This window comes from Lentzea alba, from assembly GCF_047445655.1.
Lineage (GTDB): Bacteria > Actinomycetota > Actinomycetes > Mycobacteriales > Pseudonocardiaceae > Lentzea > Lentzea alba_A.
The window spans coordinates 56010-71851 of record NZ_JAJAEG010000017.1 but is presented as its reverse complement, the minus strand read 5'-3'; the positions used below and the strand labels follow the sequence as shown (position 1 = coordinate 71851).

Below are 15842 nucleotides of genomic sequence, written 5' to 3'. Positions count from 1 at the left end.
CCTCCGCCGTACACGCGCGTTAACCACGCCTTGGAGAGGGCTTCTATCCCATGAGTTCGTTCAGACGGCTTTCCGTTCTGGCGATCACCGCCGCCGCGGCCACGCTCATCAGCACCACTGGTCCCGCGCAGGCCGATGTCCAGTCCCTGCGGGGGCGGGGCACGGTTGACGTGCGGTTGATCGGTATCAACGACCTGCACGGCAACATCGAGCCGCCGACCGGGTCGTCAGGGCGCGTCATCCTGCCGGACGGCACGACCGTCGACGCTGGTGGTGCCGCGTTCAACGCGACGCACATCAAGAACCTCCAGAACGAGGTCCGCAACTCGGTGATCGTCGGCCAGGGCGACCTGATCGGCGCGAGCCCGATCGTGTCGGCGCTCTTCCACGACGAGCCGACGATCGAGGTGCTCAACAAGGTCGGCATGGACACGACCGCGGCGGGCAACCACGAGTTCGACGAGGGCTACAAGGAGCTCCTGCGCATGCAGCGCGGTGGCTGCCACCCGACGGACGGCTGCCAGTTCCGCGACACCTACCCCGGCGCCAGCTTCCCGATCCTCGGTGCGAACGTCACGCACGCCAAGACCGGGTTGCCTGCGCTGCCGCCGTTCTGGGTCGAGTTCCGCGACGGGATCCCGATCGGGTTCATCGGCATGCCGCTCAAGGACGTGCCGATCCTGGTCGACCCGAGCGGCGTCAAGGACCTCAAGTTCGGCGACGAGGTCAAGGCCGCCAACAAGTACGCCAACTTCCTCGACGCGATCGGCGTGAAGTCGATCGTCCTGCTGGTGCACCAGGGCGACCAGGTGACCTCGACGGGCGGCGGGCCCAACGCGTGCAACGTGGCTGCGGAGAACCCCGGCAGCTACATCGCGACGAACGTGAGCCCGAAGATCGACGCGGTCTTCTCCGGCCACAGCCACCAGCACTACAACTGCGTGGTCAAGGACCCGGCCGGCAACCCGCGGCCGTTCATCGAGGGTCTGGCGTTCGGGCGTGAGCTCAGCGTCGTCGACCTCAAGATCGACCGCCGGACGCGCGACGTCATCCGCGGCGAGACCAAGGCTGAAAACAAGATCGTCACCCGCACGGTCACGCCGGACCCGGCCATCCAGGCCGTGATCGATCTCGCGAAGCAGAAGTCCGGCCCGATCGCGAACAAGCAGATCGGCACGATCAGCACGGACATCGTCCGCGGCCCGGCCGGCACCGTCGAGATGCCGCTCGGCTACCTGATCGCCGACTCGCAGCTCGAAGCCACCAAGACGACCAACGGTGCGGTCGCCGCGCTGATGAACCCCGGTGGCGTGCGCGCCGACCTCACCTTCGCCAGCTCTCCGGCGGGCGAGGGCAACGGCGTGGTGACCTACGGCGAGGCGTTCACCGTCCAGCCGTTCGGCAACATCCTGCAGACCCTCACCTACACCGGTGCCCAGCTCAAGGCGGTTCTCGAGCAGCAGTGGGGCCCCGGCCGACAGGTCATCCTGCAGCCGTCGTCGACGCTGACGTACAGCTTCTCCGCCGGTGCCGCGCCGGGTTCGAAGGTCTCGAACCTCGCGATCAACGGCACGCCGGTCGACCCGGCGGCGAGCTACAAGATCACCGTCAACAACTTCCTCGCCGCAGGCGGTGACGGCTTCTCCGAGCTCACCAAGGGTCAGAACATCGTCGGTGCCGGCATCGACCTGGACGCGTTCTCCGCGTACCTGGCGGCGCACCCCGGTCAGGGCGCTCCCGCGCTCGGCCGGATCACGGCACTGCCGTAGAACGCACGTGAAGGCCATCTCGGCGACGGAAGTCGTCGAGATGGCCTTTTCACGTGTGGGATTGCTCCATTTGATCTAGGGTGAGGGCCGATGTCCTGGTTGCGTCGGCTCCTGCTGCTCGCCGGTCTGATGACCGGCGCCTGGCTGCTGGGCAGCGCAGGTGAGGCGAACGCCGACGTCAAGGTCGAGATCGACCAGCTCAAGGTCGAGGTCGAGCTCCCCGTGGTCGACGTCGGCCTGAAGGTCGAGACCGGGCTCGCTCCGCCTCAGCGCGAAGCGCCTGTCCCACCGGTGTCGCACCCGCGCACCGAGGCTCCCCCGCCTCCCGTGACGTCGCAGCCGTCGCCTCAACCGGTCGTCGAAGCGCCCGCGCACGCCGAGGTGCCGCAGCAGCGCACTCCACCGGCGTTGACGACACGGCCCACGAACCCCGTTCCGGTGCCCCAGCAACAGCCGCAGCCGCAGGCAGAGCAGCCGATCAACGGCACGCTCCCGCAGAGCGGCGCAGGGCAGTCCGGCGGCAACCAGATCCCGGCGGGCACGCTGACGTTCGCGATGCGGCCGCCCGCCACCACGACGTCTCTCGTCAGCACCGAACAGCAAGACGTGCCGCGCATCGTGCGCGCGGAGGAACCGACGTTCTCACCTGATTGATCCCGTGCCGTGCTCCACAGCCACGCACAGGGGTCAGACATTCCACTCCAGGGAGAACAGTCATGCGCAAGAACCTCAACCGCACCATGTCCGCCGCGCTGATGGCCGGCGGCATCATGCTCGGCACCGCCGGGTTCGCCCAGGCCGTCCCGGTGCCGCTCAACGTCGACGAAGAGGTCCGCGTCGGCAACCTGGTGAGCGTTCCGGTCAAGGTCTGCGGCAACGCGATCAACGTCCTCGGCAACAGCGACGCGACGTGCGAAACCGAGCCGGAGGCCGCCTCCGAGCGCGTGCAGGCCGACAAAACCCTCGTCTCCGCGCCCGTCACGGTGTGCGGCAACTCGGTGGGCGTCGCCGGCGGCGGTGACGGCAGCTGCGGTTCCACCAAGCCGGAAGAGCCCAACGGCACCATCGAGGCCCCGGTGACCGTCTGCGGCACCAGCGCGGCCGTGCTCGGCACCGCGTCGGGCGACTGCGGCAAGACCGAGGTCCCCGAGGAGCCGGAGCAGCCCGAAGAGCCGGAGCAGCCGGAGCAGCCGGAGCAGCCCGAGAACCCGGAGCAGCCGGGCGAGAACCCGGGCAACGGCAACCCCGGCGGCGGCAACAACGGTGGCGACAACAACGGCGGCGGCAACACCGGCGACGACACGGGCGCCGGCAACTCGCAGACCGGCAACAAGGCTTCGCAGCAGGCGTCCCCGATCCCGAACCTGTCGAAGACCGGCGCCGACCCGCTGGAGTTCCTGCTGGTGGGCATGGGCCTGATGACCGCGGGCGTGATGGCCCGCCGCGGCGCGCGCCGTGTGAAGGCCTGATCTTCGTTTTTCACAAAGCGCCCGGCGAGTGCTCACTCGCCGGGCGCTTTGCTGTCCGAGCACTGTCTGAGCACTGTCCGCACAGTCGATCTCCGCAGGTCACCCGTCTGACTTCACCAATTCAGGTTGCGGGTGAGGTGTTGAGAAATATGGCGATCAAGCGCATGCTCGATAACGAGCTGGCAACCGGAAGGTGAATGAACTAGACCACCGGAGGCCACGCCCAGAAGGGGTAGGTGGTGCTGTGCAGGTATCTCCTCGCTGTGGCGAAACGCGGTCTGTTGCATCCCCGCGAGTGGATCGGACGTGAACGGTCCGGTCGCGACTGTGTAGCAACGGACACGAGGTTTCGGGTGCCCAGGCGCCATCGGCGTCGCTCGGCGCACTTCGACGCTGTTGAGCTCGGCTTCGGTGTCGTCTCATGGCGTCACCGGCTGAGCGCCACGCCAACCTTCGTGGGCCGTAGTCGTCACTTCCAAATGGGAAAGCCCAGGTGCGGTACCCCGACGTCGGGTCCCGCACCTGGGCGTCTTTCGTGCTTTATCGTTTGCCGCACTTAGTGCTCCTTGGCAGGAGGATTGCGGTGCAGTTCAACGAAGGCGCAGAGCTCGACCTCTCGCAGGTGTCGGACCAACGTGGCGTGGGCGGCCGGGTAGCGGGTGTCGGCGGCGGCCTCGGCGTGGTCGGCCTCATCGTCTACTTCCTGATCCAGCAGTTCACCGGCATCCAGCTGCCCACCGGCGGCCTGGAGAGCGGCGGCGTGAACCCTGGCCAGCAGGTCGAGTCCAGCCAGCTGGCCGAGAAGTGCAAGACCGGCGCGGACGCGAACCGCGACAGCGACTGCCGAGTCGTGGCGACGATCAACTCGATCCAGGCGTTCTGGACCGACCAGTTCGCCCGCTCCGGCAACAGCTACCAGGTCACCAAGACCAACTTCTTCCGCAACAGCGTCAACACCCGCTGCGGCAACGCCACCTCGGCAGTCGGCCCGTTCTACTGCCCCGCGGACTCCCAGGTGTACATCGACCTGGACTTCTTCAACGAGCTGCGCACCAAGTTCGGCGCGACCGGCGGCCCGTTCGTAGAGGCCTACGTGCTGGCCCACGAGTACGGCCACCACGTCCAGAACCTCCTGGGCACCTCCGACCGCGTCACCAGCCGCACCGGCCCCACCTCCGACTCGGTCCGCCTGGAACTGCAGGCCGACTGCTACGCGGGCGCCTGGGCCAAGGCTGCGACGACCGTCCCGTCGGCCAACGGTCAACCCCTGATCACGAACATCACCCAGGAGGACGTCAACGCCGCCCTGGACGCGGCGTCGCGCATCGGTGACGACTTCATCCAGCGCGAACTGGGCGGCGGGCGGGTCGACACGACCAAGTTCAGCCACGGCAGCTCAGCCCAGCGGCAGAAGTGGTTCACGACGGGCCTGCAGACCGGCGACCCGGCCCGCTGCAACACGTTCGACACGAACAACCTGGGCTAACGCATCCTGGCCCGCTCCACGCGGGACGGGACGCCGTTGACCCCCTCGGTCGACTGCGCGTAGGAGGCGATGACGAAGGCCGCAGCGGAAACGTTGCGGCCGAGCGCCTCCCGGTTGATGTTGCCGAGGTGGTCGCAGGCCCGGTGGTAACACGGATCCATCTGCACGTTGGCCGTGCCGCCCCACTTGGCGGCCTGCGCTTCCGTCTTGACCTCGCCACCGCCGGAGATGATGCCGCCGGCCGGAATGCCCAGCGCGGTGAACGAGCCGTAGTCGCTGGCACCGCGCACGTTCAGGCCCTCCGGGCCGAGGTTCTTCTTGTTGTAGAAGTCCGCGAACGCCTGCTCGATGTGCTTCGACCCGTACGGCAGACCGGGGTCGTTGTAGACGAAGTAGCCGGGGTTGGGCGACCCGACCATGTCGAAGTTCAGGTACAGCGCGATGCCCAGCTGCTGCTCGAACGTCAGACCCGCCGCGTAGGCCTTTGAACCGATCAGTCCGGCTTCCTCTGCACCCCACCAGGTGAAGCGGACGGCGTTTCCGAGCTTGGGCTTCGCGCCCATCTTCAGTGCGACTTCGAGCAGGGCCGCCGAGCCGGAGCCGTTGTCGTTCATGCCGGGCCCGTCGTGGACGCTGTCGAGGTGGGCACCAGCTACGACGACGTTGTCCTTGCGACCGGTCTTGGTCTGCGCGATGACGTTGCGGTCGTGGTGGATCACGTTGTGGTGCCGCAGTTCCAGGGTGACCTGCTGTCCACTTTTCGCAGCCAGGGCGGTGCCTGCAGCCTTGCTCGCGGTGGCGCCGGGGATGGTTCCCGGGATGCGCAGATCCAGCTCGCCGTCGACGTTGTTCGAGATGATCACGGCCTTGGCGCCCGCCTTGACCGCGTTCTCGTACTTGGCGACGAACGTGCAGGTGCCACGACGGATCAGCGCGATGGCGTTCTTGAAGTCCTGGCCTTCGAAGTCCGTCGCCTCGCAGCCCGGGGTGCCGTCTTCCGCCACCGCCCTCAGGGGCGCGGTGAAGCCGCCGTCCGGGGTGTTCGGGGTGTCGCCGAACGGGATCAGGTCGTAGGTCGCGTCCGGGGTGGTGGCGCGGCCCGCGTCGTTGACCTTCTCCTTGACCTCGAACTCCGGGGTCGTCACGTCGAAGCCCGCGTTTCGCAACTGGCCGGCCACGTAGTCGACGCTGGCGTTGTACCCGGTGGTGGTCGCCGCTCGGTTGCCGCCGTGGGTGTCCGCGATGCGCTGGAACGCGATGAGGTGGCGGTTCGTGCTTTCCGCAGAGACCCGGTTGGAGAGATCCTGGGCCGGGTCTGGCGCGGCGGATGCTGTTGAGGCGAGCAGGAGCGTTGCGCTGGCGAGGGCTACCGCTGCGGAGGCTTTGCGAACAGACATGGGTTCGACCTTGGCAACGAGAAGCACGCAGCGCTACGTCTGATCAACTAACAGTCCGGAATTGTCAGGCCAGTCTGCGAAAATAAAAGCAGGGGTCCCCTTGCGAGGGGACCCCTGCGTCAGCGAGCAGAACTGCTAAGCGACGGCCGCGTGCGAGTGGTCGTCAGCGTGAGCAGCCTTCATCAGAGCAGCCGACGAACGAGCCTCAGCGCGCTTGGCCCGCGGCGGCACCCCGTTGACGTCCTCGGTCGAGACACCATACGAGGCAGTCACGAACGCCAGAGCCCCAGCGTTGCGGCCAAGAGCCTTGCGGTCGATGTTCCCGAGGTTGTCGCACTTCGAGTGGTAGCAAGGGTCGTAAGCGATCCCAGCAGTCCCACCCCACTTGGCGGCCTGCGCAGCAGTCTTGATGCCCTCGGCACCGGTGAACAGACCACCGGCCGGGATACCCACCGCGATGAACTCGCCGTAGTCGGAACGACCGGAGAAGTCAGTGCCCTCGGTCTGGACGCCCGTCGCCGTGAAGTAGTCCACGAACGCCTTCTCGATCTGAGCCGAACCGAACGGCCCAGGCCCAGCGCCAACCCCGTCCGAGTTGTCACCGTCGTACACGAAGTACGCGGCGTTCGGAGAACCGATCATGTCGAAGTTCAGGTACAGCGCGATGTCGAGCTGCTGCTCGAACGTCAGCGAGCGGACCCACTCCTCCGAGCCGATCAGGCCACGCTCTTCCGCGCCCCACCAAGCGAAGCGGATCGCGTTGTCGACCTTCGGACGCGAGCCGAGCTGCAGCGCGGTCTCCAGCAGACCAGCGGAGCCCGAGCCGTTGTCGTTGATGCCGGCACCGAGCTCGACGGAGTCGAGGTGCGCGCCGGCCATGACGACGTTGTTCTTGCGACCGGTGCGAGTCTCCGCGATGACGTTGCGGTCAGTGCGGGTCTCGTTGTGGAAGCGCATGTCCACAGTGGTCGTGGCGCCGGCCTTCGAAGCCAGCGTCGTGCCGTCGGCCTGCGAGATGCCGCCGGTCGGGATCTTGCCGGGGTTGGTCAGCGTCACGCCGCTCAGCGGGCCCGCGACGTTGTTCGAGACCAGCACGGCGATGGCGCCCTTGGCGAACGCGTTGAGGTGCTTCTGCTCGAACGTGCAGCCGCCGCGGCGGATCAGCGCGATGGAGCCGGTGAAGTCCTGGCCGGCGAAGTCGGTCTCCTCGCAGCCCGTGGTGGCGTCTTCGGGGACGACGCGCAGCGGGCCGGTGACGCCGCCGACCGGGGTCTGCGGTGAGGCGGTCATGACGATCGCCTGGTAGTTCACGCCGTCCACGCGGGCCAGTTCGGCGTCGCTGACGGGGACCTCGAAGCTGAAGGTCGGCGTCGAGACGATGAAGCCCTCTTCGCGGAGCTTGCCCGCGACGTAGTCGACGCTCGCGTTGTAGCCGGGGCTCAGCGCGGCGCGGTTGCCGCCGTTGCGGTCGGCGAGGCGCTGGAACGCGATCAGGTGCCGGTTGACGCCCTCGGTCGTCACCTTCTTGGCGAGCTTCTTGGCGAGTGCGGGGCCCGCTGGTTCTGCGGCGGCGGACGCCGTAGCGGTTGGGGCCGCGACGAGTGCTGAGATGGCCAGCACCGCCGCCAGCTTGGTTCTGCCTGACATGAACGTTCCCCTTCGTTCGGACTCGCTGAACCCTCACAAGAAGAGACCTGAGACACAATCCTTCGGTCGGCGGGAGTTCAGCTCGTGATCAGCTGAACACACTCCGCGAGGCCTTCGACCGAAATGTTCCATTCGGGGCGCACGAAATCGGGAGCGTCCAGGCGCAGTCGCACGTGCTCAAGCCGCTCACCACGTGGTGCGACGCCGACCGAGCCGTCGTAGCGGTAGCCGAGCTTCTCGCTGACGCGGTTGGACGCGTGGTTGCCCTCCCACGCCGCCGAACGTGCGATACGAGCGCCCAGGTGGTCGAACGCGAACTGCAGCACGGCGATCCGCATCTCGGTGCCGATACCGCTGCCCTGGTACTTCCGGCCCAGCCACGAACCTGTGTTCACCTCGCGCAGCGCACCGAAGTCACGCGCGCCGAGCTCCTGCAGGCCGATCACCCGGCCCTCGTGGCGCACCAGGAAGTGGATGTTCCAGTCGGCAACGGCCAGCTTCGCCCGGACTCCCCAGAAGTACTGGACCATGCTCAGCCCGCCATCCGACGGCAGACGGTCGGTCCACGGCTCGTAGAACGGCATCTCGTCCGGGTCGTGGACACCCTCCAGTGCCACGTCCACGAGCTCGAACAGACCCGCGTCGTCGTCCGGGCGCAGCTCCAGGCGCGGCGTGCGCAGAACGAGGTTTCGCAACGGCCAGGCGTCCATGATCCGATGGTGCCGTACCCGTCCAACGGGATTACGGTCGACTGTATGCGTGCCATCACTGTTCGCGAACCCGGCGGCCCGGACGTGCTCGAGTGGACCGAGGTCGCCGACCCGGTGCCCGGCAAGGGCGAGGTGCTGATCGACGTCGCCGCGAGTGCGGTCAACCGCGCGGATCTCCTGCAGCGCCAAGGTTTCTACCCGCCGCCGCCCGGTGTGTCGGACGTCATCGGCCTGGAGTGCTCCGGCACGATCGCCGCAGTCGGCGAGGGCGTGACCGGCTGGAACGTCGGCGACGAGGTGTGTGCGCTACTGGCCGGCGGCGGCTACGCGGAGAAGGTCGTCGTACCGGCACCGCAGGTCCTCCCGCTGCCGAAGGGCATCGACGTCGTGACGGCGGCGGCACTGCCAGAGGTGGCCTGCACGGTGTGGTCGAACGTCGTGATGGACGGCCGGCTCAAGCTCGGTGAGACGTTGCTCGTGCACGGCGGCGCGGGCGGCATCGGCACGCACGCGATCCAGGTCGCCAAGGCGCTCGGCGCGACCGTCGCGGTCACCGCGGGCTCCGACGAACGCCTGCAGAAGTGCGCCGAGCTGGGCGCGGACATCCTGGTCAACTACAAGACCCAGGACTTCGTGGCGGAGGTCAAGAAGGCCGACGTCGTCCTCGACAACATGGGCGCCTCCTACCTGTCCCGCAACATCGACGTCCTCGCGCCGGACGGCCGGTTGATGATCATCGGCATGCAGGGCGGGGTGAAGGGCGAGCTGCCGATCGGCAAGCTCCTCACCAAACGGGCGTCGGTGATGGCGACCGGGCTGCGCGGCCGCAGCGTCGAGAGCAAGGGCGCGATCGTGGCGCAGGTCCGCGAGCACCTGTGGCCGTTGATCGAGAGCGGTGCGGTGAAGCCGATCGTCGGGCAGACCGTGCCGATGTCGAACGCCGCCGAGGCGCACCGGTTGCTGGAGGCCAGCGACGTCTTCGGGAAGGTCCTGCTCAAGCGAGAGCGGTAGCCCCGGCCAGCGAGGTCCGGGGAGCCGTGCGGAACTCCAGCCCGAACTCCTCGGACCACCGCTTCAGCACAGCCTGTTCGTCAGGTCGATCCACGTCGTCCGCCAGCACGGTCGCCCCCGGTGCCAACACGGCACGCAACACGGGCAACGCCGGATAGCGCGAGTCGCCGAACCCAGGTCCGTCCACGAGCAGCAGGTCCACGAGACCGAACCGGTCGACGTACGCGAGCACTTCGTCGTGCACCTGCTGCGGTGCGTACCACTGGCCGTGCCGCGACAACGCCGCCGGATGCCGGGACAACGGGGCGTGCACGACGCGCGCGACCGACCCCAAGCCTTCGCGACGCAGCTGCGAGGCGACGAAAGCAGCCGTGCGTTCGTCGTGCTCGATCGACAGCAGATGCCCGAATCCGCGCTGTTGCAGCAAACGAGCGAGCAGCACCGAGGAAGAGCCGCAGCCCAGTTCCACCAGGACGGTCCGGGCGCCGAGCACGATCTCGTCCATCACCGCGACGAGAGCCGCCGGTCGCAGATCGCCGGACGTCCACGGCAGGTACTCGGTGTTCAACGAGCCGATGCGCTGCAGGGCCGAGAGATCGGCGAGCTCGCGAGCAAGCGAGTCGTCCAAAAATGATCTCCCAAACACCTCAGCCCAGCTCGGACACCGCCCTCACCAGGTCATCGACCTCGACCGCGTTCGTGTAGTGCGCGAGCCCGACGCGGATGGCGCCGCCGACCTCGCCGACGCCCAGCACCGAGAACACCCCGTGCTGACCGGGGTCGGCGAACGCGCAGACGCCTCGTGACGCGAGGTGTTCCACGCCGTCCTCCGCCTTGACCCCGGCGATCGTGAACGCCAGCGCGGGCACCCGCCGCATGGCGTCGCCGATCACCATCACGTGTCGCAGCGAACGCAGTTCGTTGATGAGATTAGCGAGCAGCCCGGCCTGGTAGGCCTTCACGGACCCCAGAGATGTGACCAGTCGCTCACGCCGCGTGCCCGAAGCCGCGTCGTCGAGGTCCGCGAGGTACTCCACGGACGCGACGAGGCCGGCGAGCATCGGGTAGGCGTGCGGACCGAGTTCCAGCCGCTCAGGGCCGCGGGCGGTGGGGTCGACCGAGACCGACGGCAGCCGCTCCAGCATCGCCGGGTCGCGGAACACCAGCGCGCCGACCGGCGGACCACCCCACTGACCAGCGGAAATAGCCACGACGTCGGCACCCATGTCGACGATGTCCAACGGCACGAAAGGCGCGGCGGACGACGCGTCCACGACCATCAACGACCCGTGTGCGCGGGCCACCGACGAGATCTTGGCGAGGTCCGGGCGGGTGCCGACGACACCCGAGGCCGCGGTGATCGCGATGAGCTTGGTGCGGTCGGTGACCAGCTCGTCGTACTGCCAGCTCGGCAGCTCGCAGGTCTCGATGTCGACTTCTGCCCATTTGACCGCACTGCCGGTGCGCTGGGTGGCGCGCAGCCACGGCGCGATGTTCGCCGGGTGGTCCAACCGGGACACGAGCACCTCGTCGCCCATGAACCAGTCGTCGGTCATCGCGTCCGCGAGACGTTGCAGCAGCACCGCGGACGACGGACCCAGCACGACACCCGCAGGATCACCACCGACGAGGTCCGCGACGGAGCGACGTGCCGCGTCGACGATGGCCTCGGCCCGTTGCGAGGCGGGGAAGATGCCACCAGGTCCGGAGACCGGGGCGCGCAGCGCGGTGGAGACGGCGGTGGCGACCTGTTCGGGCACCTGCATGCCGGCGGGTGCGTCGAGGTGGACCCAGCCGTCGCCGAGCGCGGGGAAGAGCCCTCGTACCCGTGCGACGTCGAACGCCATGCCACACACCGTACGTATGACGGCAAACACCGTGTCGGTCAGCCCCCACCCGGCTAACCCAGTCGGACACCAAGAGGCCAGGATGGAGCCCATGAACCAGGAGCAGCCCGTTGTGATCGTCGGTGGCCAGGACGGCGACATCGCCGACATGGTCGAGCAGCCGGCGAAGGTCATGCGGATCGGCACGATGATCAAGCAGCTCCTCGAGGAGGTGCGGGCGGCACCTCTGGACGAGGCGAGCCGCAACCGGCTCAAGGAGATCCACAAGCGCTCCATCGAGGAGCTGGAGGACGGCCTGGCCCCGGAGCTGCGCGAGGAGCTGGAGCGCCTCTCGCTGCCGTTCACCGAGGAGGGCACCCCGAGCGACGCCGAGCTGCGGATCGCCCAGGCCCAGCTCGTCGGCTGGCTGGAAGGCCTGTTCCACGGCATCCAGACGGCGCTGTTCGCCCAGCAGATGGCCGCGCGCCAGCAGCTCGAGCAGATGCGCGGACGCGCCCTTCCGGCAGGCAGCGGCGACGCCCACGAAACCGGTACTGGCGGTAAGGGGACTGGGCAGTACCTCTAACCAGCTCGTGGGCCTAACATGCGGCCCACTGCACAGTGGTGTGAGGAGTCGAAAGTGCTCGACCGAGTTCGCCGGAGCCTCGAGCCCGGTTACTTCCGCAAGGCCCTCCGCGAGAAGTTGATGCGGGCGGTCGACGAGGTGGTTCGCCCGTACCACGAGGTCCAGCAGGGCCGCATCGACGACCTCCAGCACCAGCTCAACGAGGCGCTGCGGTACCAGGGCGACCGGATCGCCGAGCTCACCGCGAACTACGAGCACCGCGAGCGGCGCGACCTGCTGTTCGCCGCCGAACGGGACGCCGCCGCGGACAGCGCCGCGTTCGCGCTCGAGCACATGCGGACCGCGCAGATCTTCGCCGACCCGCACGCCACGCTGCACCACTCGCTGTCGCTCATGGACGTCGACGGCATGGTGCTGGAGTTCGGCGTCTACACCGGCACCACCCTGAAGATCATCTCGGCGGCCTCCGAGGGCCGCGAGGTCTACGGCTTCGACTCCTTCACCGGGCTGCCCGAGGACTGGCGCACCGGGTTCGCGGCCGGCGCGTTCGGCGTCGACCAGCTGCCGGACGTGCCCGGCGCCGAGCTCATCGCCGGCTGGTTCGACGACACCGTGCCCGGATTCGTGGCCGAGCACCCCGGACCTGTCGCGTTCCTGCACGTCGACTGCGACCTCTACTCGTCCACCAAGACCGTGCTGGAGCACGTCGGGCCGCGGCTGCGGGCCGGTTCGGTCGTGCTGTTCGACGAGTACTTCAACTACCAGGGCTGGCGCGACCACGAGCACAAGGCGTGGCTGGAGTACGTCGCCGAGACCGGGATCAAGTTCAGTTACGAGGGGTACACGACCGATCACGAGCAGGTGATCGTGAAGATCACGGAGGTCCCGGCCGAATTCGGCCGTTGACCTCCCCGTGACCGACCGGGGGCGAGGCCCTCGTGAACTCGCCGGTACGCTCAGTCCTCGTGCAAGCCACCAGTACGCTCGACCATCCCGAGGCACCCCCTGCCGCGAACTCCAAGACGTTTGCCCGCGCCTTCGGTGACATCAAGACGGCCTGGCAGCACCGGGAGCTCTGGGGCCATCTGGGCTGGCAGGACATCAAGCAGCGCTACCGCCGGTCGGTCATCGGGCCGCTGTGGATCACCATTTCGATGGGCACCACAGCGCTCGCCCTGGGCCTGCTGTACTCGCAGCTGTTCAACGAGAACGTGTCGACGTTCCTGCCGTACGTCACGGCCGGTTTCGTCATCTGGGGCTTCATCGTCGGCTGTGTGACCGAGGGCACCGACGTCTTCATCGCCAACGAGGGCCTCATCAAGCACCTCCCGGCCCCGATCACGGTGCACGTGCTGCGGCTGGTGTGGCGCCAGACCCTGTTCTTCGCGCACAACCTCATCGTCTACCTGGTCGTGCTGGCGATCTTCTTCTCGACGCTCAGCAACCCGTACATGATGAACAACGACCCCGAGCTCAAGCCGGGCGTGAGCTGGGAGATCCTCCTGGCGATCCCGGGCTTCGCGCTGCTCGCGCTCAACGGCGTGTGGATCGCACTGCTCTTCGGCATCATCAGCACCCGGTTCCGCGACATCCCGCCGGTCGTGCACAGCTTCATCAACCTGGTGTTCTTCATGACGCCGATCGTGTGGCACGCGGGTGTGCTCAACAAGGTGAGCGACGGCCAGGGCGGCTGGCGCATCCTGATCGCGGAGCTGAACCCCGTCTACCACTTCGTCGAGATCGTGCGGGCGCCGCTGCTGGGCCACGACCTCGACTGGCACCACTGGGTCGTCGTCGGTGGTCTCACGATCGTCGGCTGGACGCTCGCGCTCGTGGCACTTCGCAACTGGCGCGCTCGCGTCTCTTACTGGGTCTGATAGGAGGTCGGCAAAACCATGGTCAGCATCGACGTCTGGAACGCATCAGTCGACTTCCCGATCTTCGACGCGAAGTCGAGGTCGCTGAAGAAGCTCGCGCTCGGCAAGGTCGGCGGCAAGATCGGCTCGGAAGGCCGCGTCCCGATCATCGAAGCGCTGCACGACATCACGCTCCACCTCAAGCACGGTGACCGCGTCGGCCTGGTGGGCCACAACGGTGCCGGCAAGTCCACCCTGCTGCGCCTGCTCGCGGGCATCTACGAGCCGACCCGCGGCAGCCAGCGCATCACCGGCAAGGTCGCGCCCGTCTTCGACCTCGGCGTCGGCATGGACCCGGAGATCTCCGGGTACGAGAACATCATGATCCGCGGCCTCTTCCTGGGCATGACCCGCAAGGAGATGGAGAAGCGGGTCGACGACATCGCGGAGTTCACCGAGCTCGGCGACTACCTGCAGATGCCGCTGCGCACGTACTCGACTGGTATGCGCGTGCGGCTCGCGCTGGGCGTGGTCACCTCCATCGACCCGGAGATCCTGCTGCTCGACGAGGGCATCGGCGCGGTCGACGCGGCGTTCATGGCGAAGGCCCGCGAGCGCCTGAAGGACCTCGTGGCGCGATCCGGCCTGCTCGTGTTCGCGAACCACTCCGACGAGACGCTGCTGGACTTCTGCGACAGCGCGATCTGGATGGACGAGGGTCGCGTCAAGCAGCACGGCGGCCTCCGCGAGGTGCTCACCGCGTACAAGGGCCACGACCCCTTCGAGCGCATGAGCGCCGACCAGCTGGCCAGGCTCGGCTACTCCTCTCCCGTCCTCAGTGGAAATGGCGGCGAATAGACCGTGAATCTCGAGGCACTGCCCAAGGGCTCCGTCGTGGCGGTGGTGGTCACCCGCCACCGCAGGGAGCTGCTGGCCGAGTCACTGAAGGCACTGGCGACCCAGACACGCGTCCCCGACCACCTCGTGGTCGTCGACAACGGCCCGGACCAGCCGGTGGACGACCTGGTGGCGCAGTGCCCGCTCCCCACGACCTACCTGCCGTCGCACCGCAACCTCGGTGGCGCGGGTGGCTTCGCGCTGGGCATCCTGCACGCGCTCTCGCTGGGCGCGGACTGGGTGTGGCTGGCCGACGACGACGGCCGCCCGGCGGATGAGAACGTGCTGGCCGTGCTGCTGGAGGAGGCCGACCGCCGCAAGCTGGCGGAGATCTCCCCGGTCGTCACGAACATCGACAGCCCGGACAAGCTGGCGTTCCCGCTGCGGCGCGGCCTGACGTGGAAGCGTTCGGCCGCCGAGCTCGGGACGACGTTCCTGCCGGGTATCGCGTCGCTGTTCAACGGCGCGCTGTTCCGTGCGGAGACGCTCGACGTCGTCGGTGTGCCGGACTACCGGCTGTTCTTCCGCGGCGACGAGGTGGAGATCCACCGCCGCCTCGTCCGCTCCGGCCTGCCGTTCGGCACGTCGCTGCGGGTCGCGTACGTGCACCCGGACGGCTCTGACGAGTTCAAGCCGATGCTGGGCGGCAAGTTCCACGCCCAGGACCCGGAGAACCCGGTCAAGCGCTACTACACGTACCGCAACCGCGGCTACCTGCTGTCGCAGCCGGGCATGCGCAAGCTCGGTGCGCTGGAGGTCTTCCGGTTCGGGCTGTACTTCCTCGCCGTGAAGCGGGACCCGAAGGCGTTCTACGAGTGGCTCAAGCTCGTGCGCCTCGGTCAGCGGGAGCGCTTCTTCCGCAAGTGACTCGATCTGCTGAGGGCGGATTCGCTGCTGGCGGATCCGCCCTTTTGCGCTCTCCGGACGCGGTTTGCTGAACGCATGAGCAAACTCGTGCTGTTCCTCGCCGCGAATCCGAACCCGATCACCCTCACGGTCACCGACGAGGTGCGAGAAGACCTCTCGCCCCGGTTGACCCAGATCGTCCGCAACGGGCACACCCAGCCGATCTCCGGGCCCGACGGGCGCGAGTACGTCGTGAACTTCTCCAACGTCGTCGTCGCGCACTTCGAGTAACCGCTCGCACACCCGAGGTGATCGGAGTAAGACGGGATGAGTGATCTCCCG

General features: G+C 67.8%; 16 protein-coding genes. 11 read left to right on the top strand and 5 right to left on the bottom strand.

Annotation, left to right across the window (positions count from 1 at the left end; genetic code table 11):
• Window positions 1–50: 50 nt before the first annotated feature.
• The 4 genes from LFM09_RS27310 to LFM09_RS27295 all read left to right on the top strand — a co-directional run bounded on the left by LFM09_RS27310 (window position 51) and on the right by LFM09_RS27295 (window position 4724).
• Window positions 51–1769 carry a bifunctional metallophosphatase/5'-nucleotidase gene (locus LFM09_RS27310; protein ID WP_414099415.1) on the top strand — a complete coding sequence of 573 codons (1719 nt, stop codon included), beginning with the start codon at window positions 51–53 and terminating at the stop codon, window positions 1767–1769.
• A 90-nt stretch (window positions 1770–1859) separates the two neighbouring features.
• Entirely contained in the window at window positions 1860–2423 is a 564-nt protein-coding gene (locus tag LFM09_RS27305; RefSeq protein WP_414099414.1) for a hypothetical protein, read from the top strand.
• Window positions 2424–2485: 62 nt separating this feature from the next.
• Entirely contained in the window at window positions 2486–3238 is a 753-nt protein-coding gene (locus tag LFM09_RS27300) for a hypothetical protein (protein ID WP_414099413.1), read from the top strand.
• Between the two features lie 583 nt (window positions 3239–3821).
• Window positions 3822–4724: a neutral zinc metallopeptidase gene (locus LFM09_RS27295; protein ID WP_414099412.1), complete on the top strand. Its 903-nt coding sequence runs from the start codon at window positions 3822–3824 to the stop codon at window positions 4722–4724.
• On the opposite strand, the gene LFM09_RS27290 is transcribed toward LFM09_RS27295, so the two are convergent.
• The 3 genes from LFM09_RS27290 to LFM09_RS27280 form a co-directional block, all read right to left on the bottom strand.
• A complete protein-coding gene (locus tag LFM09_RS27290; RefSeq protein WP_414099411.1) occupies window positions 4721–6121 on the bottom strand; it encodes a M28 family peptidase in 1401 nt (466 codons plus the stop codon). The genes LFM09_RS27295 and LFM09_RS27290 overlap by 4 nt on opposite strands.
• A gap of 135 nt (window positions 6122–6256) precedes the next feature.
• Complete coding sequence (locus tag LFM09_RS27285) at window positions 6257–7768, bottom strand: M28 family metallopeptidase (RefSeq protein ID WP_414099410.1); 1512 nt, start codon at window positions 7766–7768, stop codon at window positions 6257–6259.
• Window positions 7769–7845: 77 nt separating this feature from the next.
• Window positions 7846–8478 (bottom strand): GNAT family N-acetyltransferase, encoded by a 633-nt coding sequence (locus tag LFM09_RS27280; protein WP_414099409.1) that lies wholly within the window; start codon window positions 8476–8478, stop codon window positions 7846–7848.
• A gap of 45 nt (window positions 8479–8523) precedes the next feature.
• Here LFM09_RS27280 and LFM09_RS27275 point away from each other — a divergent pair, with 45 nt between their 5' ends.
• Window positions 8524–9489: an NAD(P)H-quinone oxidoreductase gene (locus tag LFM09_RS27275; protein WP_414099408.1), complete on the top strand. Its 966-nt coding sequence runs from the start codon at window positions 8524–8526 to the stop codon at window positions 9487–9489.
• On the opposite strand, the gene LFM09_RS27270 is transcribed toward LFM09_RS27275, so the two are convergent.
• Together LFM09_RS27270 and LFM09_RS27265 are read right to left on the bottom strand one after the other, a co-directional pair.
• Entirely contained in the window at window positions 9473–10117 is a 645-nt protein-coding gene (locus tag LFM09_RS27270) for a class I SAM-dependent methyltransferase (RefSeq protein ID WP_414099407.1), read from the bottom strand. The two genes, LFM09_RS27275 and LFM09_RS27270, sit on opposite strands and share 17 nt — an antisense overlap.
• A gap of 19 nt (window positions 10118–10136) precedes the next feature.
• Window positions 10137–11336, bottom strand: a complete 1200-nt coding sequence (locus tag LFM09_RS27265) for a cysteine desulfurase-like protein (protein ID WP_414099406.1) — start codon at window positions 11334–11336, stop codon at window positions 10137–10139.
• Window positions 11337–11418: 82 nt separating this feature from the next.
• Here LFM09_RS27265 and LFM09_RS27260 point away from each other — a divergent pair, with 82 nt between their 5' ends.
• The 6 genes from LFM09_RS27260 (at window position 11419) to LFM09_RS27235 (ending at window position 15791) form a co-directional block, all read left to right on the top strand.
• Window positions 11419–11901, top strand: coding sequence for a bacterial proteasome activator family protein (locus LFM09_RS27260; RefSeq protein ID WP_414099405.1), 483 nt, complete (start codon window positions 11419–11421; stop codon window positions 11899–11901).
• A 54-nt stretch (window positions 11902–11955) separates the two neighbouring features.
• Entirely contained in the window at window positions 11956–12807 is an 852-nt protein-coding gene (locus tag LFM09_RS27255; protein WP_414099404.1) for a class I SAM-dependent methyltransferase, read from the top strand.
• A 59-nt stretch (window positions 12808–12866) separates the two neighbouring features.
• Window positions 12867–13778 (top strand): ABC transporter permease, encoded by a 912-nt coding sequence (locus LFM09_RS27250; protein ID WP_414099403.1) that lies wholly within the window; start codon window positions 12867–12869, stop codon window positions 13776–13778.
• An 18-nt stretch (window positions 13779–13796) separates the two neighbouring features.
• Window positions 13797–14615, top strand: a complete 819-nt coding sequence (locus LFM09_RS27245; RefSeq protein ID WP_414099402.1) for an ABC transporter ATP-binding protein — start codon at window positions 13797–13799, stop codon at window positions 14613–14615.
• Window positions 14616–14618: 3 nt separating this feature from the next.
• Window positions 14619–15521 carry a glycosyltransferase gene (locus LFM09_RS27240; RefSeq protein ID WP_414099401.1) on the top strand — a complete coding sequence of 301 codons (903 nt, stop codon included), beginning with the start codon at window positions 14619–14621 and terminating at the stop codon, window positions 15519–15521.
• A 75-nt stretch (window positions 15522–15596) separates the two neighbouring features.
• A complete protein-coding gene (locus tag LFM09_RS27235) occupies window positions 15597–15791 on the top strand; it encodes a hypothetical protein (protein ID WP_414099400.1) in 195 nt (64 codons plus the stop codon).
• Window positions 15792–15842 lie beyond the last annotated feature (51 nt).

Coding starts and splice junctions, on each gene's coding strand:
- LFM09_RS27310 (WP_414099415.1), top strand. CDS start 51: ATGAGTTCGTTCAGACGGCTTTCCGTTCTGGCGATCACCGCCGCCGCG.
- LFM09_RS27305 (WP_414099414.1), top strand. CDS start 1,860: ATGTCCTGGTTGCGTCGGCTCCTGCTGCTCGCCGGTCTGATGACCGGC.
- LFM09_RS27300 (WP_414099413.1), top strand. CDS start 2,486: ATGCGCAAGAACCTCAACCGCACCATGTCCGCCGCGCTGATGGCCGGC.
- LFM09_RS27290 (WP_414099411.1), bottom strand. CDS start 6,121: ATGTCTGTTCGCAAAGCCTCCGCAGCGGTAGCCCTCGCCAGCGCAACG.
- LFM09_RS27285 (WP_414099410.1), bottom strand. CDS start 7,768: ATGTCAGGCAGAACCAAGCTGGCGGCGGTGCTGGCCATCTCAGCACTC.
- LFM09_RS27280 (WP_414099409.1), bottom strand. CDS start 8,478: ATGGACGCCTGGCCGTTGCGAAACCTCGTTCTGCGCACGCCGCGCCTG.
- LFM09_RS27275 (WP_414099408.1), top strand. CDS start 8,524: ATGCGTGCCATCACTGTTCGCGAACCCGGCGGCCCGGACGTGCTCGAG.
- LFM09_RS27265 (WP_414099406.1), bottom strand. CDS start 11,336: ATGGCGTTCGACGTCGCACGGGTACGAGGGCTCTTCCCCGCGCTCGGC.
- LFM09_RS27260 (WP_414099405.1), top strand. CDS start 11,419: ATGGAGCCCATGAACCAGGAGCAGCCCGTTGTGATCGTCGGTGGCCAG.
- LFM09_RS27245 (WP_414099402.1), top strand. CDS start 13,797: ATGGTCAGCATCGACGTCTGGAACGCATCAGTCGACTTCCCGATCTTC.
- LFM09_RS27235 (WP_414099400.1), top strand. CDS start 15,597: ATGAGCAAACTCGTGCTGTTCCTCGCCGCGAATCCGAACCCGATCACC.